Source organism: Enterocloster sp. 210928-DFI.2.20, from assembly GCF_020554465.1.
GTDB lineage: Bacteria > Bacillota > Clostridia > Lachnospirales > Lachnospiraceae > Enterocloster > Enterocloster bolteae.
This window is the reverse complement of sequence record NZ_JAJCHK010000016.1, coordinates 11,469-35,820: the sequence shown is the minus strand read 5'-3', so window position 1 is coordinate 35,820 and position 24,352 is coordinate 11,469. Positions and strand designations below refer to the sequence as shown.

Annotated in this window: 20 protein-coding genes and 1 tRNA gene; all 21 read right to left on the bottom strand. The window is 49.0% G+C overall.

Annotated elements, in window-relative coordinates; genetic code table 11:
• Positions 1-47 precede the first annotated feature (47 nt).
• A complete protein-coding gene (locus LI015_RS15435) occupies positions 48-1,181 on the bottom strand; it encodes a mandelate racemase/muconate lactonizing enzyme family protein (protein ID WP_002570813.1) in 1,134 nt (377 codons plus the stop codon).
• Between the two features lie 74 nt (positions 1,182-1,255).
• Entirely contained in the window at positions 1,256-2,491 is a 1,236-nt protein-coding gene (locus LI015_RS15430) for an MFS transporter (RefSeq protein ID WP_002565784.1), read from the bottom strand.
• A gap of 155 nt (positions 2,492-2,646) precedes the next feature.
• Positions 2,647-4,110 (bottom strand): sensor histidine kinase, encoded by a 1,464-nt coding sequence (locus LI015_RS15425; RefSeq protein ID WP_227125557.1) that lies wholly within the window; start codon positions 4,108-4,110, stop codon positions 2,647-2,649.
• The gene (locus tag LI015_RS15420; RefSeq protein ID WP_002565782.1) at positions 4,107-4,772 is read right to left on the bottom strand and encodes a response regulator transcription factor; all 666 of its coding nucleotides are present in this window, start codon (positions 4,770-4,772) and stop codon (positions 4,107-4,109) included. The genes LI015_RS15425 and LI015_RS15420 overlap by 4 nt, the downstream gene beginning before the upstream one ends.
• Positions 4,744-6,366 carry a BCCT family transporter gene (locus LI015_RS15415; protein ID WP_002565781.1) on the bottom strand — a complete coding sequence of 541 codons (1,623 nt, stop codon included), beginning with the start codon at positions 6,364-6,366 and terminating at the stop codon, positions 4,744-4,746. Before LI015_RS15415 ends, LI015_RS15420 begins: the two co-directional genes overlap by 29 nt.
• Before the next feature lie 353 nt (positions 6,367-6,719).
• On the bottom strand, positions 6,720-7,196 hold the full coding sequence (locus tag LI015_RS15410; RefSeq protein WP_227125555.1) for a DUF1284 domain-containing protein: 477 nt from the start codon (positions 7,194-7,196) through the stop codon (positions 6,720-6,722).
• 30 nt (positions 7,197-7,226) lie between these two features.
• Entirely contained in the window at positions 7,227-8,666 is a 1,440-nt protein-coding gene (locus LI015_RS15405; protein ID WP_195632479.1) for a phosphoglucomutase/phosphomannomutase family protein, read from the bottom strand.
• A gap of 69 nt (positions 8,667-8,735) precedes the next feature.
• Positions 8,736-10,388: an ABC transporter permease gene (locus LI015_RS15400; protein ID WP_002565778.1), complete on the bottom strand. Its 1,653-nt coding sequence runs from the start codon at positions 10,386-10,388 to the stop codon at positions 8,736-8,738.
• Positions 10,382-11,461, bottom strand: a complete 1,080-nt coding sequence (locus LI015_RS15395; RefSeq protein WP_021893583.1) for an ABC transporter ATP-binding protein — start codon at positions 11,459-11,461, stop codon at positions 10,382-10,384. The genes LI015_RS15400 and LI015_RS15395 overlap by 7 nt, the downstream gene beginning before the upstream one ends.
• Positions 11,462-11,638: 177 nt before the next feature.
• Complete coding sequence (locus tag LI015_RS15390; protein WP_002565776.1) at positions 11,639-12,778, bottom strand: ABC transporter substrate-binding protein; 1,140 nt, start codon at positions 12,776-12,778, stop codon at positions 11,639-11,641.
• Positions 12,779-13,081: 303 nt separating this feature from the next.
• Positions 13,082-13,645: a 6-pyruvoyl trahydropterin synthase family protein gene (locus LI015_RS15385; RefSeq protein WP_002565775.1), complete on the bottom strand. Its 564-nt coding sequence runs from the start codon at positions 13,643-13,645 to the stop codon at positions 13,082-13,084.
• 300 nt (positions 13,646-13,945) lie between these two features.
• The gene (locus tag LI015_RS15380) at positions 13,946-15,085 is read right to left on the bottom strand and encodes an aminotransferase class V-fold PLP-dependent enzyme (protein ID WP_118019470.1); all 1,140 of its coding nucleotides are present in this window, start codon (positions 15,083-15,085) and stop codon (positions 13,946-13,948) included.
• A gap of 109 nt (positions 15,086-15,194) precedes the next feature.
• Positions 15,195-15,431 (bottom strand): DUF3343 domain-containing protein, encoded by a 237-nt coding sequence (locus LI015_RS15375; RefSeq protein WP_002565773.1) that lies wholly within the window; start codon positions 15,429-15,431, stop codon positions 15,195-15,197.
• A gap of 136 nt (positions 15,432-15,567) precedes the next feature.
• Positions 15,568-15,774: a sulfurtransferase TusA family protein gene (locus tag LI015_RS15370; RefSeq protein WP_002565772.1), complete on the bottom strand. Its 207-nt coding sequence runs from the start codon at positions 15,772-15,774 to the stop codon at positions 15,568-15,570.
• Between the two features lie 12 nt (positions 15,775-15,786).
• On the bottom strand, positions 15,787-16,881 hold the full coding sequence (gene yedE / locus LI015_RS15365; protein WP_119205842.1) for a YedE family putative selenium transporter: 1,095 nt from the start codon (positions 16,879-16,881) through the stop codon (positions 15,787-15,789).
• 181 nt (positions 16,882-17,062) lie between these two features.
• Positions 17,063-17,995, bottom strand: a complete 933-nt coding sequence (locus tag LI015_RS15360; RefSeq protein WP_002565770.1) for a selenium metabolism-associated LysR family transcriptional regulator — start codon at positions 17,993-17,995, stop codon at positions 17,063-17,065.
• A gap of 6 nt (positions 17,996-18,001) precedes the next feature.
• The gene (gene selB, locus LI015_RS15355) at positions 18,002-19,921 is read right to left on the bottom strand and encodes a selenocysteine-specific translation elongation factor (RefSeq protein WP_002570816.1); all 1,920 of its coding nucleotides are present in this window, start codon (positions 19,919-19,921) and stop codon (positions 18,002-18,004) included.
• A gap of 4 nt (positions 19,922-19,925) precedes the next feature.
• Positions 19,926-21,338 (bottom strand): L-seryl-tRNA(Sec) selenium transferase, encoded by a 1,413-nt coding sequence (gene selA, locus LI015_RS15350; protein WP_002565768.1) that lies wholly within the window; start codon positions 21,336-21,338, stop codon positions 19,926-19,928.
• A 30-nt stretch (positions 21,339-21,368) separates the two neighbouring features.
• Positions 21,369-21,462 (bottom strand) — tRNA-Sec (locus LI015_RS15345).
• A gap of 175 nt (positions 21,463-21,637) precedes the next feature.
• Entirely contained in the window at positions 21,638-22,759 is a 1,122-nt protein-coding gene (gene grdD / locus LI015_RS15340; protein ID WP_002565767.1) for a glycine/sarcosine/betaine reductase complex component C subunit alpha, read from the bottom strand.
• A gap of 27 nt (positions 22,760-22,786) precedes the next feature.
• On the bottom strand, positions 22,787-24,343 hold the full coding sequence (grdC, locus tag LI015_RS15335) for a glycine/sarcosine/betaine reductase complex component C subunit beta (RefSeq protein WP_002565766.1): 1,557 nt from the start codon (positions 24,341-24,343) through the stop codon (positions 22,787-22,789).
• Positions 24,344-24,352: the final 9 nt, after the last annotated feature.

The window sequence follows — 24,352 nt, the reverse complement described above, 5'->3', positions numbered from 1 at the left end:
GAGGGCGCCCCCTGCCTGAACAGGGAGCGCCCTTATGGTTTCTATACTTATTCACCTACATAGTAATCCTTAATCTCATATTCCTTCAGCGCTTCCTCATCCGGCTCAAATCCAAGTCCTGGTTTCTGGGGAACATGCATGTAACCGTCCTTGTCAACCAGGACTCTATCCTCCTCCTTAAGGATGTAATCCCTGCGGTCAACCGTCCATACAGGCGGATCAAATGGGTATTCCAGGTATTCCGCGTCGCTGACAGCACAGGCCATATGAAGGTTAGCCAGAAGGCCCACGCCATTGGACCATGTGTGGGGACAGAAAACAGCTCCCTTGGACTGCACATAGTCGGCAATCTTCTTGGTGCGGGTAAAGCCGCCGCACAGCACCGTATCTGGCTGGTACACGTCATAGCTTCCCTTATCTGCCAAATCCCTGAAATCATGCCATCTGCGGTTCATCTCACCGCCTGCAATCCGGATATCCGTCATCTCCCTTAAGCGGGCCAGATTGTCGTAATCCGCATGGTGAAGCGGCTCCTCCAGCCAGTATACTCCCAGCTTCTCCAATTCCCTGGCCACCTTCACTGCCTTCTTCAAATCCCAGATACGCTCCACATCCCATGGCATTTTCCATGCCTGGTTGCCGTCCACCATAATTTCCATCTTATCGCCAATGGCCCCACGGACAGCCTCTACCACCTTGATATCCTCTCTCACATCCTCATGGTGGAAACGGATTTTCATTGCCTTAAATCCCATCTCCACATATTCCCTGGCCTTCTCAGCTCTTTCCTCTGCCGGAATCCTGGCCCCGCAGGAGCAGTATGCCTTTATCTTATCCTGTTTCCCGCCCAGAAGTTTATATATGGGCTGTCCGCATTTCTTTCCAATGATATCCCATAGAGCAATGTCTAAAGGCCAGCACCTTCCATAATGGAAATCAATGTTATCAATAATCTTGTTATGGTTTTCCATCTCAAACGGATCCTTGCCGATAAAGAATTTCTCATGGCCCGCAAAGCCTGTCATCAGATCGCCGGATCCGATTCCTGTAATTCCCTCATCTGTGTATACATAAACAATGGTAGACGCGAATTTTACCCGTGGGTTGGGATCCCATGATGCCAGGAATGGCGGGTCCAATGGCTTTGCATACTGTTTGATTTCAATACCAGTGATTTTCATAAAATACCTCCATACATATATATAATTTTTTATTCATTTCCATTTCCAATTTAATGCTGTCCCTCTTCATTCACTTAACCCTTTGCAGGGATTTTCCTGATACTCTTAATCAGAATGACCGCCACTGCCGCGCCCACAATACAGGTTCCGATGCCATACAGGAACATGGAGCGGTAACCCTGTACGCCCTGGTCAATCCAGCGTCCAATCATGGTATACAGAAATACGTCAGGGAGATAACCGATACAGGATGCCATACCGGAAACCGCGCCTGTGACAGAACGGTCAATCTGCGCCTCGTCAATGACTGCAAAGTATATGCCTCTCACCGCGTACACGGTTACATTTAACAGGATGAAATCAAAGACACAGAGCATGGCCAGTGAAGGCTGCTGCGGTGTAAGCAGGAACACAATCAGAAATGCAATAATGGCCGTATACCCCAACAGAACTGTCTTTATCCTGGAACCAATCTTGTCAGCCAGGAAACCGCCTGTGATTCCCCCTGCAAACTGTATGATGTAACGGATGCCTCCAATCTGGACACTGAAATTCTTGGACATGCCATATACAGATACCATATAAGGCGGCAGGAAGCTGAGAATTGCATAGATGGAATAGGCTGTAAAAATAATGAGACATATCATCCACATCTTGGGCATCAGGAGCACGCTCTTAATCTGCTGCACCAGGCTTGTACCGCTTACCACATCCTCCTTCTTATCCTTAATCAGGAACCAAAGGGCAATGCCGACTATGATGGCCAGCAGGGCATAGGAGCGAATCACCCAGCTCAATCCGAACTTTCCGCCTCCCAGGCTGTTAAAAAGCCCCAGAAGCACAAACACGGCCGTTGCCGACACAACTCCTCTTCCGCCCTCCAGTATACCGAACAGGCGGCCCTGTTCATTGCTGTCCCCCAGACACCGCACTGCCTTGATAAGCGCTGACCAGTATGTAAGTACGGTGGTCACACCGAAGGCCGCAAATATCAGCCTCATGGTGCCATAGCTGGGGAAGGTGGAGAATAGAAGTCCCACCAGGCCCGTGGATATGAAGGAAATAGTCAGCAGCTTCCTTGGGGATACGCGATCCGCAATCCACCCGCCGAAGAAATAACATATCATGGAAATGGTTGCATAGGACGTGGACAGTGCTCCAAATTCCTCATTGCTTAGATTAAGGGCCTCCACCAGAGGAATATAAAATGTATTCCGGATATAGGGAAGCTGGAAAATAACACCTGTACCGCAGCAGAGCACCAACAGGGATGTCCACTTTTTCATATCAAATTTTTTATTACTGTTCACTATAAAACCCCCTTTTGTACCGTCTTCTCTTGGTTTTTGTTGATACGCGTCTCAACTTGTCTCTCATTATACCGTATAAAAATCAAACTGCCGTCTTCTTGTTCAAAAGACAACAGTTTGGTTACAGCTTTGATACAATCCGTCCCCATTTCCTGTCAGCGTATGATGTTGGACGCCTCATACACCCACAAAGAATCCTTTTTCACCTGGTCTGTCTGTTCCGGCGATTCCAGTCGCAGGTAATCAGCAGCGGGAAACCTCATCGTGACCGTGGTATACGCTCCCACTACACTCTCATATTTCAGCGAGCCATGATGGTGCAGCATCACCGACTTGCAAATGGCCAGTCCCATGCCAAAACCGTCTCCTCCCTGGCTGTGGGCCTTATCCCCCTTAAAAAACGGCTGGTCTATCTTATCCAGAATATCAGCCGGGATTCCGATTCCATGATCTGTTACCTGGATGTAAGCCAGTGCCCCCCCTTCGCCGGCTGCCCTGACTTCAATGACTCCGCCTTCATGGGAAGCCTTGATTGCATTGTCCAGGACATTTTCCATCATGGTAATGAGAAACTCTCTGTCACCATAGCAGAATATACCCTCCGGAATATCCGAAGTAAATTGAATCTGTTTCTGCCCGGCCTTCATCCTCACAGCCATCAGCGATGTCTCCAGCATCTTTTTTACGTCCTGCCGCTCTATGTTCAGCAGCCCCGGCTGTATACGCGACAGCTTAATCATTTTCCGGGTAATGGAATTCAGCCGTTTTCCCTCTTCCAGGATATAATCCAATGCCTGTTCCTGAAGCTCCCTGTCACACTCATGATTCTTAAGCAGCTCAGCGTAACCAATGATGGATGTGAGAGGGGTTTTTATTTCGTGGGTCAGATTGCCTACAATCTGTTTGTAATCATCAATGTTCCTGTTGATGGCCTCAGACATCAGATTAAAGTTATGGGACAGCTCACTGATTTCATCCTCCCCCTCAACGGCCAGCTTAAGGGGAATGGATTCCTGAGCCATAAGCTTTGCCGCTTCATTCAGCCGTTCAATGGGCGAGGTAATTCTCTTGGTAATCAGAAACATAATCATGGCTGTGATAAAAGCCTGTATCAGGCACAGAGCAAAGAAAATATTCAGCTGCATGTCGCAGGATTTATATATATCAGATAAATCCTTAATCATCACAACCTTATACATGGCATTGTCACAGGGAAATTCGGACTCCACGTACAGATACCTGGAATCCCCTATATCCTTCATATATGTAGGCGTATATGCTGCCTGTCCCTCCACGAAAGTATAGCGCGGTGCCGGAGGAAACTTCTCAAAACTGTCATATCGAAGCTCCTCCCCCTCCCAGACCTGAAGATACCTTCCCTCACCCGCCAGTTCTTCCCTGAAACCATCCATGAACCCTGACAGCCCGCTCTGCACATCTGGTTCCCGGAAAAAAGATTTTATTTTCCGGGCGTAGACAGACTGGTAATATTCCGTCCTTTTCATCTCACCTTCCAGCGTAAAATGCAGCCCGGTCACCACAATATAGAATCCGCAGAAAAAGAATATGGCCACGCTGGCTATAAATGCGCCCAGAAATATTTTCTGCCAAAGCTTCATCTGTCATCACTCCCTTTAAGCAGATACCCCACCTTGGTTATGGTCTGTATGGCGCCCTCCCAATCCAGCTTTTTTCTCAGCCTCTGGATATGGATATCCACAGTCCTGGTCTCCCCCACATAATTATATCCCCATACATCGGAGAGGATTTCCTTTCTGGTCAGTACCTTATCGCAGTTGGAACACAAGTAGTACAGCAGGTCAAATTCCTTGGGTGTCAGCTCTATCTCCTTTCCGTCCTTAAGCACACGGTGCTGGTCCGGGTCCACGCTGATATTCCTGACATTGAGGGACATGGGGCGGCGCCTGCACCGGCGCAGTACCGCTCCCACCCTGGCTAAAAGGTCCATGCTGTCAAATGGTTTTGTAATATAATCGTCTGCCCCCACCTGAAGACACTGGACCTTACTGCTCAAATCGTCCAGGGCCGTCACCACGATAATGGGCATCTGGCAATCCTTTACCCTGGCGAGAATATCCACTCCGCTTACCTTTGGCAGCATTAAGTCCAGAATCAGCAAATCAAAGGGTTCCGCCTCCAAAATTTCCAGTGCAAATTCCCCGTCATAAACCTGACTGGTATCATATCCGGCAAAAGACAAATGGGTTTTAATCAAATTGGAAATAGCCTTATTATCTTCCGCAATCAGTATCCTGTACATGTTTCCCCTCCCCTGTATCTTCCTTTCCGTTTCCTGTATCCTGCCGGCATTTATCATACTTTTCAGGATGGCGCATAATTTTAATCAACGCGGCGCAGGATGCAATCTGCAGAAACATGGATGGAAAACCGCCTATGCTGGCAAGAGTCTTGGCTCCCCCCACTCCTGTAAAAACAGCCATGACAGCTGCCATGACACCAATTATCATACCCCATAGTATCTTAAGGCCGGCCGGTGCCTCCATTTCCTCCTCGGACATTCCCGAGGTGCACACAGAAGCAATTGCGTTGGTATTGGAATCCGCAGCCGTAACAAAAGATATGAAGGTTGCCAGCACGAATATGGGAATACACAATTGTCTCAGGGGAAGCACCTCGAAAAGTTTATATACAATGGATTCTGCCCCTGAAGTCTCCAGCAGCGGAATCAGACTTTCCTGCATATGCATGTGGATAGCCGTACCTCCGAATATGGAAACCCAAATCATGGAAAAAACAGTGGGCACAAACAGATTTATGATAATACAGTCCCTGATTTTGTATCCCCTTGCCAGCTTTCCTAAAAACAGGGCTGTAACCGGAGCCCAGGCCAGATAACTGGCCCAGTATCCTACCTTCATGTTCCCAAGGCTGGACCAGGAGCTGTTGCCCAGGTTCATGGAATCCGTAAACAGGTTGCGCATAAAGAAGGAATCCATCAGCTCTCCCACTGATTCAACGCCAAAGTTCAATATGAATTTTGTGGGTCCAAACAGGAAAATGAACAGAATCAGGAATGAAAATATATATACATTAAAGCTGGAAAGCCACTTAATTCCCTTCATAATGCCCGAAGACGCCGATATGGTATATACCAGGATAATGGCCGCCATGACGATTATCAGCATAATGCCGTTGGTAGGTATTCCTGTTATGTTGGATATGCCTCCCGCCACAGAAAATGCCCCTGTGGACAGGGAACCCGACATACCGGCGCAGAGTATGAAAATACAGAGGGCGTCGATGATGTCTGCCAGCCTTCCCTTTGTTGCCCGTTCCCCCAGCAACGGCGAAATGCAGGCCCCCAATGAAAATGGTTTCTTCATATTGTAATAGGTAAACGCGAATACAGTTGCGGCCAGGGCATAAATTGCATAGGGTGTAATACCCCAGTGCAGATACATCTGGGCCATGGCAAAAACAGCAGCCTGAGGTGAGTTGGGCTCTATATCAAAAAACGGCGATGGATCACTCATAAGATACAGCGGCTCTGCTGCTGCCCAGAACATAAGACCGGCGGCTATGGTCGTACACAAACTGATTGCAAACCAGTTGAATTTGCCCAGTATCGGTTTGGCATCCTTTCCGCCAATCACTGTATTTCCAAATTTAGAAAAGCAGGCATAGAAGCATACCCCCACCGCTGCCAGTCCATAACCTGAGAACAGCCATTTAAAATTCCCCCAAATCCAATCCTTTACCCCATTGACCACCTTCAAAAAAGCATCCTGGGACACAAATCCCAAAATCAATACCATCAGCAGCACTAAAAACGGAGGCCAGAATACCCAGCCTCTTAATCTGCTTTTTCTCTTTTGCCCCGACACCTTCTCCATTACCAGTACCTCCTCATCTTTAGTCTGAGCCCCTTTTCTGCCCGAAGACTTATAACCGGTGATTGTATATATTGACCTGTAAAATAAAGTAATTAGGCTCATTATACCATTTGAACCTAGAGTCCAGAAACAATTTTACAACTTTGATACAAAAACCAGGCAAATAATCCGCCAATTTCACCCCCTTCCCTCTCTTTTTTATGGAAGCATCTGACTTACAGTCTGCCGGCGTTCCTTTTTCCACATCCGATACAAAACAGTTACATCTTCATCCACAAAAAAAGGCTGCAATTCCACCGGCACATGCCAACGAAACCGCAGCCTTCCTCACACATTACTGCTTAAATCACAATTCATATAACTTCATTACCCTGATCCAAATATTTTCTCACCCCTGCCTCAAACAGCTGCTGCCGTTTCCTTGCCGTTTCCCGGCAGGCTTCGGCTTCCTCCTTCCACACATCCGCCACCAGCCCCGGACAGTCTCCCATTATCCGGCACAATTCCTCAGCTGTATACACAGCGTCCTCACCCAGGCCAAGAATATCCATGATGCGGCAATCCAGCATCTTATTGTAGCTGTTCTTGGAACGGATTCCCTTTATATGTGAAATACAATCCGTACATGTTTTGTCACTGCCCAGGAACCTGCATGGCCCGCATATATCATCAGCCCCGGATGTGACTTTTATCTGTATCCGGTGATTCCCTATAATCTCATTTGCTGACCGGTAAAAATCATGGCCGTAATCCGTATCCGGTACAAAAACCTGGATTCCGCCTCCATACAGCTTGATAATGTCCATAAAATGATGGGGTTTGATTACCATTTTTATATCTCCTGTCTATCCGGCCTGTTCCTACAGTCCCAGATATTCTTCAAACAGATTGCACACCCTGACTGTATCCGGTTCATATTCCATCTCACAGAATATGCGAAGCAGCGGTTCCGTACCAGAGAATCTGGCAATAACCCAGCCGCCGTTCTTAAAATATACCTTGCATCCGTCCATATAAGAAACATGGTCTGTCTCAAAGGGCATTTCCGGCAGTTTCCGTTCCTCCATAAGGATGTTATGGATTCGTTCCTTTTCATCTGGCGTAAACCTGTAATCCCGCTCCGCCATATGGATGGCTCCATATTCCTTCCTGATATCCGCCGCTATCTCCGACAGCCTCTTCCCGCTGACAGCTATCATCTCCACCAGAAGGGCCGCCGCATAGATGCCGTCCTTTCCGTGTATATGGCCCTTTACCGTCAGTCCGCCTGAGGACTCGCCTCCTATAATGGCATCCGTTTCCTGCATTTTCGCGGATATATGCTTGAACCCCACCGGCACCTCGTAGCATTTCTGCCCAAAGCTCTCTGCCACCTTGTCCAGCACATGGGTGGTTGCCAGGTTGCGCACAGCAGGTCCCCGCCACCCCTTGTATCTCAGCAGATAGTAATAGAGCATGACCAGTATGTTGTTTGCGTGGAGATAATGCCCCTGGTCATCAATGACTCCCAGCCTGTCCGCATCTCCGTCCGTGGCAATGCCGATATCGCAATACCGGTCCAGCACATAATTCTGGAGATTCCGCAGAGTCCGCTCCGTGGGCGCCGGCATCTTTCCGCCGAACAGGGTGTCGTGCCTGGAATTAATGGTTTCTATGGTACACCTTGCAATGGAAAGAATGGTGCTCAGAGCCGTCAGGCTCACACCGTACATGGGATCAATGGCAATGCGCAAATCACGCTCCTTGATGGCGTCCATGTTAATCACGGATATGATGTTATCCAGATACTCATTCATGGGATTGATTTCCCTGACCATGCCCTTCCTTACAAGCTCCAGGTAGGATGGCGGCGGCATCTGTCCGTTTTCCTCCTCATTGGGAAGATAAAGTTCCTCTGCCTGTTCCAGGTAATACTCAATCTCTGCTGTCTGCTTCTCATCCGCGTCCCTTCCCCCGTATGTAAACACCTTGATACCGTTATAGATGGCCGGATTATGGCTGGCTGTCACCATCATGCCGTAGCTCAGCTCATGCTTCATCACATAGAACATTACCAGCGGAGTGGGCGAGCTGCGGTTTACAAACCACACCCGGATTCCCTGGTTTCCAAATATTTCGCAGGACCATATGATGGCCTCTTTTGAAAGGAACCGCCTGTCATACCCCATGACAACGCCCTGACCCTCCACACCCTCTGCCTTCATCTTAAGGCATATGGCCAGCGCCAGCTTTTGTATGTTTTCCTTTGTAAATTCTTCCCCAATGATGGCTCTCCAGCCGCCTGTCCCGAACTTTACCATATGTTTTCTCCTCATTTTCCTCATAAAAGCCTGAAGGTTTCCACAAAACGCTTCAGGCTTTTGCACATACTACACGATTGACACCTTTCCTTTGCTCACCTTCAGGAATATCAGCAGCATGACAACCGTACTCACAGTCAGAATAGAGGCCAGCGCTGCCGCCGTACCATAGCTGTTGCGGACCACCTCAGTATAAATTGCTACAGAGATGGTACTTGTCTTGCCCCCATAGAGCATGACGCTGGATGACAGCTCATTGATACAGGTAATCCAGCTGAGGATGGCTCCGGACAGCACACCGGGCGCCATGAGCCTTGCCGTTACCTTGCCGAAGGTTTTCATAGGTGACACGCCCAGACTGATGGACGCCTCCTCCACACTTGGGTCCATCTGCTGCAGGAAGGCGCTACCCGATCGCACCGTATAGGGCAATTTTCTGACCACAAAGGCGATAATGATGATCAGGGCCGTACCTGTAAGAACCACTGGTGGCTTATTAAACGCAACGATTAAGCTGATACCCAGAACAGCTCCCGGAATAACAAAGGGGAACATAATAATTAAATCCATCAGCTGCCCGGCCACGCCCTTCTGGCGGACCACAATATAGGAAATCAGCATACCCAGCGCTATAATGAACACAATGGCAACCGTGGAAAATACAAATGTATTCCTGATGTTGGTCCACAGACGGTTGAATATGGTGATATAGCTGCCCAGGCTGAATCCTTTCTGGAAGCCCGTGAAATCACATTTGATAAAGCTGGTGATAAGCACCACAATCTGCGGCAGGATTCCCACAAAGGTGACCAGCATCACAGGGAATGTGGCCAGGAAACGCTTGAATCCGTGAAGCACTTCTTCCTTGGGGGGACGCATGGCTGTCATGACGTAATTCTTTCTGGATACATAATACTTCTGCACCAGCAGCACTGTGGTGGAGCAGATCACGATAATAACAGACAATGCGCTGGCCAGATGGGCGTTGCCGCCAATCTCACTCATATATTCATTGTATACCAGAACCGGAAGCACCATATAGCCTTCGCCGATGAGCATGGGGGTTCCGAAATCAGCCAGGCTGGTCATGAATACCATAATGGCTCCTGCTGCAATGGATGGAAGCACCACGGGCAGGGTAATGGTCCACAGCCTGCGCAGCTTATTGCTTCCCAGATTCTCCGCAGCCTCCTCCAGGCTGGAATCAATGCTTCCCATGGCCCCTGACGTGTACAGGTACACATAGGGGAAGAGCTTAAAGGTAAATACAATAATAATACCCAATTTGCCGTAAATACTGGGCAGATGGATACCGATATTGGCAAACAGGCTGGTGATAAAACCGGAACGTCCAAACAGGGTAATCCAGCTGTAAGCCCCGATAAACGGCGGGCTCATCAGGCTCATGATGATAAAAATGTGGATAAACCTTTTTCCCACCACATTATACCTGGACATAACATAGGCAATGGGCACACCCACCACTAAGGTTGTGAGTGTGGTGACCACGGATACGAACAGGCTTCGCCCCAGGGCATTGTAATAGTATTTTTTTGTAAAGAACCGGATATAGTTCTCCAGGGTAAAACCAGCCGCATTTTTTGAAAAAAAGCTTCGTGTTATCAGGGTACAGAAGGGATAAAACAGGAAAATCAGCATAAATCCCACTACCAGTACCTTGACCCAGAACCAAAAGTCCAGCTTTTTGCGCGACTTTACCATGAAATCACCTCCTGGGTTCCGGCGTCGTAAACGCCTACCGCGTTGATATCAAAGTTGACCTTGACCCGCTGTCCGTCCGGGCGCAGCTCGCGGACATCCTTGGTGTACTCGTTAAGCTGTACGGTCTGTCCGTTATCCAGTTCAATCTCATATTCAATGAAATCACCCAGGAAGGTGGATATGACAATTTTTCCCGGCAAACCTTCCTTTTCATCAAAGAACAGCTGCTCCGGCCTGGCAGAAATGATTCCTTTTCCCTTAAAAGGTGCCTTGAGACTGCATGTAATCGTGCACTCTCCCTTAATATCAAGAACTGCCGCTGCCGGATTTTCGCCGTTCACATCACATTCCACGAAATTGGAAACCCCTATGAATCCTGCCACAAATGTATTCTGCGGTTTTTTGTATATATTCTCCGGGGAACCCACCTGCATCACCTCGCCCTCTTTGATAACCGCAATACGGTCAGAGATGGCCAGTGCCTCCTCCTGGTCATGGGTCACATAGATGGTGGTAATTCCCAGGCGGCGCTGCAGCTTTTTAATGACTGTCCTCATCTGTACCCTGAGCTTTGCGTCCAGGTTGGACAGGGGTTCATCCATTAACAGCACGCCCGGCTCTATGACAAATGCCCTTGCAAGGGCCACCCTCTGCTGCTGCCCGCCGGACAGCTCGTTGGGCTTTCTGTCTTTCAGATTCTTAATCTGAACCAGGTCAAGAGCCTCCTCCACCTTGCCGGGAATCTGGTCCTTGGGATACTTTTTTGCCTTTAAACCATAGGCCACATTCTCTGCCACAGTCAGATGGGGGAAAATGGCATAATTCTGGAACACCATGCCGATATCCCTTTTGTGGGCCTCCAGGTTATTGATAACCTTATCATCAAAGCAGATTTCTCCGCCGTCCACACTGTTAAAACCCGCTATCATTCTAAGCAGCGTGGTCTTGCCGCATCCGGAGGGCCCTAACAGTGTAAAAAATTCGCCCTGTTTTATCTCCAGATTCACTCCCTTTAACGCTGTAAAATCACCGTACCTCTTAACGGCGTCCTTTATGATAACTCCATGGCTCATACCAGTTTCCTCCTTATATGCTGACGCTGCCTTCTCCCGGCCCATCTTCCAATCCTGATTCAATCCTATCCTTTACGTGAAAGACTGTCCCGCCCTTCCGGGTCCGGACAGCCTTTTCACCGTGTTGCTCTGATTCTATATCTCTACTGCTTATCTATAAGCAATACTCCCACAGGTTTAATCTACCATGATATCATTGAAATGCTCAATGATGGCTTCCTTCTCATTGGCTGCCCAGTCAAAGTCATAATCAACCAGCGGAATATCTTCCAGTTTAGCCATGCCTTCGCCAACTTCCATGTCGCTTCTTACAGGACGGCGTCCCCAGTTTCCGCTCTGCTCGGTCTGGCACTCTTTGGATGTAACGAAATCAATAAACAGCTTGGCGTTCTCCTCATTCGGGCATCCCTTAACCAGGGCCACTCCATCCGGCACAGCGCTGGTTCCATCCTTAGGATATACAAATCCTACCGACGGGTCATCCTTGTACTGCACAGCAGCCTTCTCCAGGGTCAGTCCCACATAGAACTCACCGTCAGCCACCATCTTATGGCACTTGCCTGAAGAGTCAACAATCTTTCCATCCAGGTTGTCATATAATTTCTTGATGAAATCCCATCCGTCTTCCTTGCCGCCATGGCCCAGAATCATGGTGCACAGCTGTGTGTAAGCGGAACCGGATTTGGATGGCAGACAGTACGCAATCTTTCCCTTCCACTCAGGCTTTGTCAGGTCTTCCCATGTCTCAGGAATGGTCAGGCCGTCCTTCTCAATCAGGTCCTTGTTATAGAAGATAACCATTGGCAGCGGGCTCTCGCCAATCCACAGTCCGTCCGGATCCTTGTAAGCAGCGCCTATGAATTCGTCGTTAGCACATACATATGGCTCAAAATATTCCTTGAAAGCTGCCAGGGAGTCAGCGCCTCCGCCCCACAGTACATCTGCAATGGGATTGGCTGTCTCAGCTGCAATACGGTTGCACAGCTCGCCGGTACCTGCCGCCACTACCTCTACCTTAACATTGGGATACTTCTCCATAAACAGGTTAACACCTGCATTCAGAGGATCCGCGTCATGGGGCGAATATACAACCACGGTTCCCTTATAATCCTCAGGAGCCTTCTCGCCTGCTGCTTCCGCTTCTGCCTTTGTCTCCTCTGCCTTAGTTTCCTCTGCTTTGTCCTCCGCCTTGGTATCTGCCGGTGCCTCTGTTGCTGCCGGAGCTGTTGTTGTGTCGGCCGCCTTCCCGCCGCCGCATGCTGCCAGGCTTAAAACCATCATTGTTGCCAGTGAAGCTGTTAAAAACCGTTTCTTCATAATACACCTCTCCTTTTATATCATATTTTCAGTTCACGTATTCATTGGGAGTTTTTACCTCCGATAGTCATATTATATGACTTTACTGTGCGTTTTTCCATTTGTTATTCTTACATTTCTTTTGTTATTCTGAACTATTGCATATATTTTATGCTATTTTTAATATTTATATATACATATTATCCAACCAAACGTATTTTCTGCGGATATAAAAAATAGCCGCGGCAGTATACCTGCCGCAGCAATCTCTTAATTCCAACTATCAGCTTAAATCATTCCTGCTTCCCGTTTTCCGTACCAGTTCTATTTCCTGTAACCGCATTTCGGGCAGACACCATTTTCATCTAAAGCAATGCCGCATAACGGGCAGCGCTCCATTGTCCTCTGGGGCTTAAATTCCTCAGACGCAGCGTTTACACCGCTTGTGAAGGTTATTTTAACGATGTTTAATTTGTCTTTTAACAGATCATAGACAATTTTAATCATGCCCTCCACTGTCATGGTTTCTTTTGTTACAACCAGACGGCATTCCGGATACGCTGTTGCAAGATCTGTTTTGAAAGCAGGACCTTTCATAATATTGTTGGGAGCACCGTCCTTGATACCCTGAGCTTCATATACCCCAAGAAGAGCAGGAAGCAACGGATCATCCTCCCGTAAAATCGTGGCATGGTCAAAGTTCTTTAAAACCTCCCACGCTGTTTTCTGGATCTCGTTGCAGGGGAATACCATATTGACGCCTGCATTCACCGTGTCCTCCACCTCTAATGTTAATATGCCTGTGTGTCCGTGCAGATACTGTGCTTCACCTTTAAAACCATAAAACCTGTGTGCGTACTGTAAATCCAACGTTGTGATACTTCTCATGTAAAACCTCCTTCTCTTTTGTGTTTATAGGGGCGTTCTATGCTCCCCTAATTGGATACATCCGGTAAATTGCTGCATCGAATCAGGCTGATCATATACCTCTTATAAATAATAATAGTTCTTATTATCATTATAGTCACAGCATCATTAAAAGTCAAGGAAAATAAATATATTTTTTAATTGCCGCAGTTTGCCCGGCCTTTAGAGGACCAAAACCGAGATCCAAAAAATGGTGCAGAATCAGATGTTAAGCTGGCTTATAACACCGATTCTGCACCATTTTTATATCATATGTCCGGACTACTCCTCTGCCGCCAATTCCCTCACTGCCTGAATCCCGGCATCGATCTCTTCCTCCGTGTTAAAGTAAGAAAAGCTGAACCGCACCATGCCCTGTTCCACGGTCTTAAAGGATTCATGCATCAGAGGCGCGCAGTGGGCGCCGGGGCGGGTGGAGATTCCATAGGTGACAGCCAGTTCATCGCTGACCTCTGAGGAATCGTAATCCCCGATATTCAGGGCCACAATGGCAGCCCTTTCATCAGAGGTGAAATCACCGTACACCCGGACTCCCGGTATCTGTACCACACCGTCATAAAACCGGCGCATCAGTTCTGCCTCTCTGCGGTGAATGGTTTCCACCCCAGTCTCCTTTATAAAGCCAAGGGCGGCATGGAGGCCTGCTATTCCATGGCCGTTCAGCGTCCCCGCCTCCAGGGCCGTGGGCATGTCCCCTGGATGTTCCTTCAGATAGGTATGAACACCGCTTCCCCCTGCCTTAAGGGGTCTTATGCGTATACCGTCTCCCACGCAGATTCCGCCTGTTCCCTGGGGGCCCAGAAGCCCCTTATGGCCGGTAAAACACAGCACGTCTATATGCATCCTCTTCATGTCAATGGGAAGGACTCCCGCTGTCTGGGAGGCGTCTGCCACCAGCCGGATTCCGTGTCTGTGGCAGAGTTCGCCAACACGCTCCAAATCCATCCGGTTGCCGGTCAGGTTGGAGGCATGGGTACACACAACTGCCTTTGTCTCAGGCCGTATGCTTTCCTCCAGCTGGTCATAACACAGAACACCCTTTTCATCGCAGGGCAGAATCGTCAGGCTGACGCCCCGGTTTTCCATCAGATAAAGAGGCCGAAGCACGGAATTGTGCTCCAGTACCGTGGTAATCACATGGTCCCCTTTTGAAAACAGGCCCTGGATGGCCGTGTTCAGGCTTTCAGTGGAATTACTGGTAAATGCAACCTGCAGCGGATTTCCCAGGTTAAACAACTCCGAAATTCTCTCCCTGGTTTCATAAATCATCCTGGACGCATCCAGGGAAGCCTCATGGGCCCCTCTGCCGGAATTGCCGAAATTCCTCATGGCGTCCGACACTGCATCAATGACACAGTCCGGCTTCCTCATGGTAGTAGCTGCATTGTCAAAATAAATCATAATAGCGCCTCCCTTTCCCATCTAATCAATCGGGAAATTTCAATCACAATCCGGTGTCCGCCCAACATTCATACATAAGACAGGGCACCTGTTGGCATACACCTAAAAATCAGTACATGAGCCGGACCATTTCTTCATGTTCCATGCCCTTTTCCTTCATGAACTCAGACATCTCCTGTTCCATGTCAGGTTCGCAGCACCAGGCAAGGCCGCAGCCCGCGGATATTTCCCTGGGAACCGGTATCATCCTTCCTGTCTTTTGGTTTTCCTTACAAAGCTTCTCCATGGCAATGGCTTCTGCCGTGGTATGAAATGTAATGATTAATTTTGGTTCTTTTTTTCTCATCCCATAAATCCTTTCGTATCTAAAATATGCTGCAGCAGACTGTCACCAGGCGGTCAAACAGCCTGATTTCCTTCCACTGCAGCATCCGGTTTCAGAAGCCCTGGTTCAGACACGCTGTGAATCCGGGACATCTGTATTATTCAATCACAATCTCAAATTCAGACCCCTTTTTGGTTACTGTGGCCGTCTTACCCTGGCTCTTTGCATATTTCTCAACATTCATCCTGGTATGAGGTTCACTGACCAGCACCTTCACCGGCTCTCCCTTGTGCTTCTTAAGGGCTGCTGCCGTCAGCATCACAGGCTCAGGACAGGATAAACCTCTTGCATCTACTTCATACATATCTCTTACCTCCTATTTCCCTTCCTGCTGCTTTGGCATAAATCCGATAATAAACAGAATAACAATGCATCCAATGACCGCGGCTTTACCGGCCATGGCCAGACCGCCCGGAGCTGCGGGCGTATCCGCGGTAGCTGCAGCTGCTGCCGATGCTGCCAGCCCGAAGTTGTGGCAGAAAGCAGCTCCCACCAAAAGTCCAAGAAATGTCACAGCGGAATCAGAGGAACCCTGACCGGCTAAAACCAGCTGGCGAAGCGGGCATCCGCCTGCCAGGACAGCCGCGAAACCAACGGCGTAAAGTCCCAGAATATTCCAGATATGTTGTGAATGTGCAACCGGCTGTCCTGCAAAGGAAAGCTTGAATCCGCCTGTAGCCAGATTAAACACCAGCATGACTGCAAACAGTCCGCCGATCACAGTAATCAAATCAAAATTCCTCATTAAAATGACGTCACGGATACTGCCTGCGAAACAGGTCCTGCATTTCTGCGCTATGGCGCCAAACAGCAGGGCCACAGCCAGGGCAAGAAGCGCAGGGGCATGCATGCTGCCCGGACCCTTTTCACTGAATGCAAACAATGTGGTGGTCAGGCTCAGTACAAACAGCACCACCAGGACAACCGGAAGCACTGCCCCGTTTATCTTTCCGGTTTCGTGAGCCCGTCCCAGTGAAAATCCATGCTTTAAAGCGATAGTTCCGGTAAATACACCGGCTGCAAATCCGAGAAATCCCACATATGCGTTTAAATCACCGGCTGCCATACGGATTACCATGCGCAGCGGACATCCCAGAAATGCCAGGGAGCCAATCATCATGATAACACCCAGGATAAAGCGCAGCATGGGAGACGACCCTGCCGTGGAACGGTATTCCCTGGTAGCCAGGGCAATCAGGAAGGAACCGCAGACAAAACCCACGATTTCCGGCCTGAAATACTGCACCACCGCCGCGGTGTGAAGCTTCATGGCACCGGCGGAATCCCTGATAAAGCAGGCCACGCAGATTGCCATGTTCTTTGGATTGCCAAAGTAAGCGAGAATACATGCCAGTATTCCCAGTGCCACTCCGGATAAGAGCAGCGTCTTTTTAGAGCTTGTCAGATTCATAATCATATCCCCTTTTCTTTTGGTAAAACTACCTTCATCTTACCAAAGTGAAAGGGGCAAATCCAATTCAAAAAAACATAGCATGTTTTTTTACTATAGACATTTTCTATACAAAATTCCATGCAGGATAAGCCTGCATAAATCCTTACAGAAAACCTTGCATGTACCCTTACATAAACCCTTACATAAACCGCCCGATATCCTGCTGCCAGTTTCTGTCCCTGTAATCAATCACAAGATCCCGGAAGGCTTCCGCTATCGGGGAGAGGCGTATATTCTTGCTGTATACCATGTAAAAGGTCCGTTTCTTGTCCAGGCCGTCTATCTTCAGATACTTTATCCGGTGGGTTTCTTCCTTTTCCCCGGCAGCCATCCTGGACAGGATGGAAATTCCCAGGCCTCCGGCCACAGCCTGTTTGATGGTCTCGGTGCTGTTCATGCGGGCAATCACGTCCACATTTTTAAAGACCGGGACACCGTGGATTTCCGCCTTTTCCATCTCCTGCTTTGTACCTGAGCCTTCCTCCCGGAGGATAAAGGTCTCATGTTCAAAATCACGGAAGCTCACCGTGCTCCCCATCTTCCACCGGGCATACCTCTCCGTATCAGGCACAATGAGCACCAGCTCATCCATAAACACAGGCTCATACACCAGACTGTTATGCATCTTATAGCCTGTGAGTCCAATCTCGCCCTTCTGGCTCATGACATTTTCAATCACAGTCTTACTGTCCGACTGATCCACATAAAAACGGATTTTGGGGCATTTGGCATGAAACTCCCCTATGAGCCGGGGCAGATAGTACTGCCCCGGAATGCTGGATGCATATAAATCCAAAACACCGTCCATCGCCTCGCACTGGGCCTGTACCGTAGCCAGAGCCTGGGACCGGGTATGAAGCATATCAATGGCATAGGGGTAAAACAGCTCCCCCTGCTTTGTCAGGGTTATCTCCCTTCCTGTGCGGTTCACAAGGGTTGTCCCCATCTCATTCTCCAGATTATTGATGTGGGCACTGATTGTGGGCTGGGTCAGAAAGGTGGCATCTGCTGCCTTTGAAAAACTTTTGTACTTTACCGCATTTACAAATGCTTCTAATTGTCTGAATTCCATAGCCGCCTACCTTGACTTCTGGACAAGGATACGTACATCGTCCTGTTTCTTTGTTATCTTCTGCTGGTCGCAGTACTCCAGGAATAAAACAGCATACTTCCTGGACGTTCCCAGCAGATCCCTGTAATCTCCCAGGGAAATGTTCGGGTGGGAATCAAAGTATCCCTTAAGAAGTCCCATGGCCTTGTCCCAGTTGTCCTTGTGAATCAAGGCGCCTGGATTTATCTTTATCAATGTACCCTTTTTCACAAGATCATTTACAATCTGTTTGGCCATCTTCTTGTCCTTGAACTTACCGATCACATCGTCCGTGGCCGGTATCTCATATCCTGCCTTCAGATATGTGTCCTCTATGTCTTTTAACATCCCCTTAAGCTCATGGGAATATTCAGCATTAAATCCGGCTGCCGCTATGGCGCTTGCCATGGTGACCGTAATGCTGCGCTTAATCATCTCATTCAGGAGGACATCTGCTTTCTTGGACTCCCGGATTTTGAAATTATCCAATATACGGCTCTTAAATTCTTCCTTCTCCATGCCGTCGGAAATAGGATTCTCCTTGTGGAACTGATTCAGGAGTTCGGTGCCGTACTGCGTGATTTCATTCCAGTAATCCTTGTGGATAAAGCTTCCGTCGCTGAGGCGGACAGCCTTCTTCCCCTTGACCAGGACCTCCAGCTGTTCCTCTGTTTCCTGATTGGTCCAGTTGAGCTTGGCGGCCAGTATCTTAGGAACCGGGAAGTACCGGCTCTCCTCCTTAAGCTCCAGCTCCAGGACCTCTAAATCAGTGCCCAGCTCCTTTATATGAAGGCTGTCAATGACTTCCTCATGATTCCTCTTATGCTTTAACGCCTCAGCCTCCAGCACGATGCCTCCGCCAAAGGTAATGGTGGGAGAATAAAAACGGATAATAAACCGGTCATTCCTCCTCACAGCCACAGGCTCGTCAAACCGGAACTGCACGTAAGCCTCCTCACCGGCAGACAGCACATCCTTATCAAGGAGAACTGCCTTGCATATGGCCTGGGCTGAACCATAATTGATGTGGACCCTGTCTCCGTTTCTCAGTTCCCTGTCCGTGGAGGAAAATAACTGCACCTTGGCGTCTATGAACTGGCTTTTCAAAAGGGAATCCTGGGCAGCCAGAACATCTCCCCTGTTAATCTCGTCCTTCTTGATATTAACCAGGTTGAGGGCTGTTCTCTGGCCGGCATAGGCCATGTCCACCTTGTGGCCGTGGGTCTGTATCTCCCTTATTTTGACGGTTTTCTCAGTGGGATAGAGCTCCACCTCCTGGCCTACCTGGCAGCAGCCCTCCAAAAGGGTTCCTGTGACAACCGTGCCGAATCCTTCCATTGTAAATACACGGTCTATAGGCAGACGGAACAGCTCCTTCTCCTGGCGTCTGGCGCCTGCCGCCCTTACCTTATCCACTATCATCTGTTTCAGCACATCAATATTTTTTCCGGTATAGGCAGATACCTGGATGCGGTCAGCCTTTTCCATGAAGGTACCTTTAACCAGATTGTCCACATCATCATTAACAAGCTCAGCCCAGTCCTCATCCACCAGATCGGCCTTGGTAAACACCACAATGCCCTGCTTGATATGAAGCATCTTAAGAATCTCAAAATGCTCAACCGTCTGAGGCATAACACCCTCATCCAGGGCAACCACCAGAAGCACCAGGTCGATGCCGCCAATACCTGCCAGCATGTTCTTCACAAACTTCTCATGGCCCGGTACATCTATGATTCCAATATGGATTCCGGCGTCATTGGGCAGGTTGGCAAATCCCAGCTCAATGGTTATTCCCCTTTTCTGCTCTTCCTTCAGCCTGTCCGTATCCGTCCCTGTAAGAGCCTTTATGAGACATGTCTTGCCGTGGTCCACATGACCGGCTGTTCCCACTATTACATTTTGCATATCATCACCCCTCAACCTGTCTGCTGTCCATTGCGGTAAACGCTGCTACAATATATTCAAACTCATCTTCCCTGATGGTCCTCACATCCAGATAAACCTGGTTGTGGGTAATCCTTATAATAATTGGAATTTCCTCTTTGCGGAGAAGGCGCTCAATCTTCTCCGGCGCCAATGTCCTGCCCTGAACGGCCACCGCATATCCGTCCAACAGCACCGTGGGGGCGGAACCGCCGCCTACCTGATCCTTGCACGCCTCCACCTCCACGGTGAAGTGATGGGTTGTTCTGCGGATCTCCCCGGCCAGCCTCTCCGCCTTGTCCTTAAGCTCTGCGGCCGGTGTGGTTATCATGTTCAGCACCGGTATGGTCTTTCGGGCCTGGCGGATATCCGAATACTCAAAGAAGGTGGCCTCCATGGCCGCCAGCGTCATCTTGTCCACCCGGAACGCCCTTGCCAGGGGATGGGCCTTCATTTTATCAATGTACTCTTTCTTTCCTGCGATGATACCGCCCTGAGGCCCGCCTAACAGCTTGTCCCCGCTGAACAGAATCACGTCTATGCCGGTCTTTAAGGCGTCCAGAACCGTGGGCTCGTCCACCCCGCAGTCTGTCAGGTCAGCCATGAGACCGCTTCCCATATCGTAGATAACCGGAAGATTTAATTTCTTACCCAGCTCCACCATCTCAGGAAGTTCCACCTCCTGGGTGAAGCCCAGTATCCTGTAGTTGCTGGTATGGACCTTCATCAGTGCGCCGGTCTCACCTTCATGGTAGGCATTCAGATAATCCGAGGGCTTTGTCTTGTTTGTTGTTCCCACATCCATCAGCCTGGCACCGCTCTGTTCCATGATTTCCGGCACCCGGAAGGAACCTCCGATTTCCACCAGCTCCCCCCTGGAGACAATAACTTCCTTGTCCTTTGCCAGGGCGGAGAGGCAGAGCATGGTGGCCGCCGCGTTGTTATTGACCACCATGGCGGCTTCCGCTCCCGTAATCTTGGTGAGGATTTTTTCCACATGGTCATGGCGTGACCCTCTGGATCCCCGCTTCACATCGTATTCCAGATTAGTATAATTTCTGGCCACGTCCATGATGCTCTCGCAGGCCTTGTCCGACAGATTTGCCCTTCCCAGGTTGGTGTGCAGCACCACCCCGGTTGCATTGATAACCCGCCGCAGGCTCTTTTTCTTCTTGCCTGTAATGCGGGCCACAATTTCCGTCATCAGCGTTTCCTTGGTCCCCACCTGACTCCGCCTGCCTTCCAGGATGTCCTTTCTCAGCTCATCAATGACTTCCCTGACCGAGTCCACAATCACTGCTCTGGGCGTACTTTCCGTAAAAAAAAAGAGCCGCTCATCCTGCAGCACCTCGTCAATTTTCGGAATCTTTCGGAGTAACTCTCTTCTATCTTCCATCATATATTACCTCCACTACAGATATGGTTTAAACGGAGGAGGTGGGAATCGAACCCACCCAGAGGGCTCTTAACCCCCCACAACGGTTTTGAAGACCGCGAGGCACACCAGCAACCTATCTACCTCCATATCTTTTGGATAGCATTTAACTTTAATATACTATCATGTATTCAGTTGTATGTCAATCCGAAACTTTCAAAAAAGTTATCGCGAAAACTTAAATCTATTCTGATTTTCCGCCCCGCGAAAGCGATGTTTCGCGGGCACGGAAAATGTATAACTTATGAATGAATGGCTTTATCTTAGCTAACGTATCCGGCTGCCTTCAGAATCTCGTGTGCCTTATCCTTGTTGGCATCAGACATCAGTACGATGGGGCCTGTGCATCCCATGCCGCTCTCAGCATAGATACCGGCTTTCCACAGCGCCTTAACAGCGTCCTCCAGGTCCATTACCTCGATACCCGGAATCTGTGAAGTAACTACTTCCTTAGGAGGCATCTTCACTTCCTCGGCTGCTGCGCCTGCGTCCTTCTTGCCTGCGGACTTTAACTCGTTGATGATATCCTTAAGTCCGGCCTTATTTGCCTTCTCAAATTCTTCATCAGCAATCTTCTTCCAGTCATGGCGAATCAGGTTTGTGGCATACTCCATGGCTCCTGCAATTACAGGCGCGCCGGAAGCACGTGACACAATCATGATAAGACGGTCATATCCCTCGCCCACGCCGGGACCGTAACCGAATCCTAAGGACTCGTAATTACCGCCTGTGGTATAGGAAGAGAATACCTTCATCATCAGGTTGCCTGTCAGGGAATCCATAACCATGATGTCGGGTGTTCCTCCCAGCAGGTCATTTCCTCTCATGACAATACCGCCGTCAGCCCTTACGGACTCTGCGAAGTTAATATCATAGCCGTTCTCAGCCAGCTTGAGAAGTGCCTTCTCTGTCTGGCGTGCACCGTCAATGTTGGCAATGCCTACGGTTGGGTTCTCCACACCGTCTGCCTTTGCCGCAATGATTCCATAGATTGCGTTCTTAACCATGCCGCTGATACGGTCTGTGTCGGACGTACCTGTGGTGGTGGCAATATACATAGGCTTTCCCTTGCCTGGGGTGACAACCTTTCCTACTGTGGACACACCGATGGGGAATGGATAGTGCATGGTTACAGCGCCGTCAATCTCGCCGGAATCCAGCATTTCTTCCATCTTCTTATGAAGGTCTTCCCCCTCGATCAGGACAGCCTTAAGTCCCTTCATCTCGGCAATCTTCATGGCTTCTTCTATATTATCCTGGCCATGTTCGCTGCCTTCTGAGGCGAAGCCGATAACCGGCTTTTTGCCATATTGTCCTGTTTCAAGAGCATCGGCCACCTCAAGAAAAGTATTAGCAATCATAGCTTTTATTTTCTTATCAGACATAACATATTTCCTTTCTCTCGGTGAAAATTATTCCTCTTCGCCCATCAGACCCTCGGCAAACGCTCTCATGGCCTGGCCAATCATAGCCTTTACCTTGCTCTCATCTACGCCGCCGTTCTCCTCTGAAGCAGAACCATCGTTGGCCTGAACCACGAAGGATACGCCGTCGAACAGATTGGTCATTCTTCCAAGGAATAAGCTTCCCTTACCGATAATCATGGCGCGCTTTGTCTCGCCAGCCAGGATTTCGTCTCTCAGAAGTCCAAGGTAAGGAACGCCTGAAGGAATATGTCCCTGGGTTGGAGCCCAGCCGGTCATACCATGCTCCTTAACGAAATCTGCAATCTCATTACGCTGTAATTCGCCCCTCTTAACACCAAGAGCAGCAATCATCTTGTAGTTAGCCTCAGGAACATCGCCTGCGCCTGCGGGTTTGGTGATATCCGGATTCTGCATCTCAGGAGAGTACTTGTCGATATCCACAATCTTTAAACCAGCCTCATCCAGAGGATTGGTTACCAGGGAAGAGATAACGTTCTGAGGAGCGGATCCTGTTCCAACGGTGTGGCGTCCCACGATATCAGTTCTGATCTGTGGGCTTACGCCGTCATCAGCGCTTACTAATACGGAGAATCCTGCGATAGCGTCCTCCAGAATCGGAAGTCCCTTCTTTACATGGTCCTTGCCGTTCATACCTAATTTAGCGGTACAGCCGCCTGCTGTAACCACAACGTTCTTAAATGTTCCTGCCTTTACCAGGGCAGCTGCATGAAGCATTGCATGAGCTGGTCCTGCACAGAAACCTCTTACGTCTGAACCGGTTGCGTTGACAAATCCAGCAACCTCAGCAGCTGCCTTTGCAAAGTTGCCGCCGCCTCTCTGGTTCATATCGCCGCAGGCCTCCTCGCAGCAGTCAACAACATAATCTATGTCAGCGGGATTAACTCCTGCTTTTTTTACTAAGTTAAGTAAGGATAATACGTTAGAAGCCTTTGTTACCAGGTTCTCTAACATAACGTGTGCGGATAAGTTGACATCCACGTCATGAGCTCTCTTAACAGCGCCAACCAGTACATTGTTGAAGTACAGAGGCTCTGCATGCTCGTCATTTACCAGAGCAGCGATTTCTTCCTGTGTTGTCTCGCTGTTCTTATCAAGAATAGCTACATGCTCGTCTGTGAACATGTGATGGGCGTCCAGCTTAGCTTTAACGTCAGCTGCAAATCCCTTTTCCAGTTTAACCAGATCAAATACGTCGCAGATCTGAATCAGGCCGTAGAACTCATCCTCTGGCATGATCTCGCCGTACTTGCCGTCCTTGCTGGCTCCATCCATTAATTTATCATACCATGGGAATCCAACCTCAGCCATTTTCTGTGGCTTTTCATTGCCAATATATACCTGGTTCGGCATATAGTTAACGGCATCCTCAAAACTTCTCAAATGGCTTGGAAGTTCCTTCAAATATTCTGACTCAGGATTAACAATCATCTCTGTTGTCTGTGTTGTACCATTGTGAATAACCATATCAGGTGTAACCGCCAATGTATAGCTGGCACCCTTTAAAACTGCATAACCGTTCATTCCTTCACC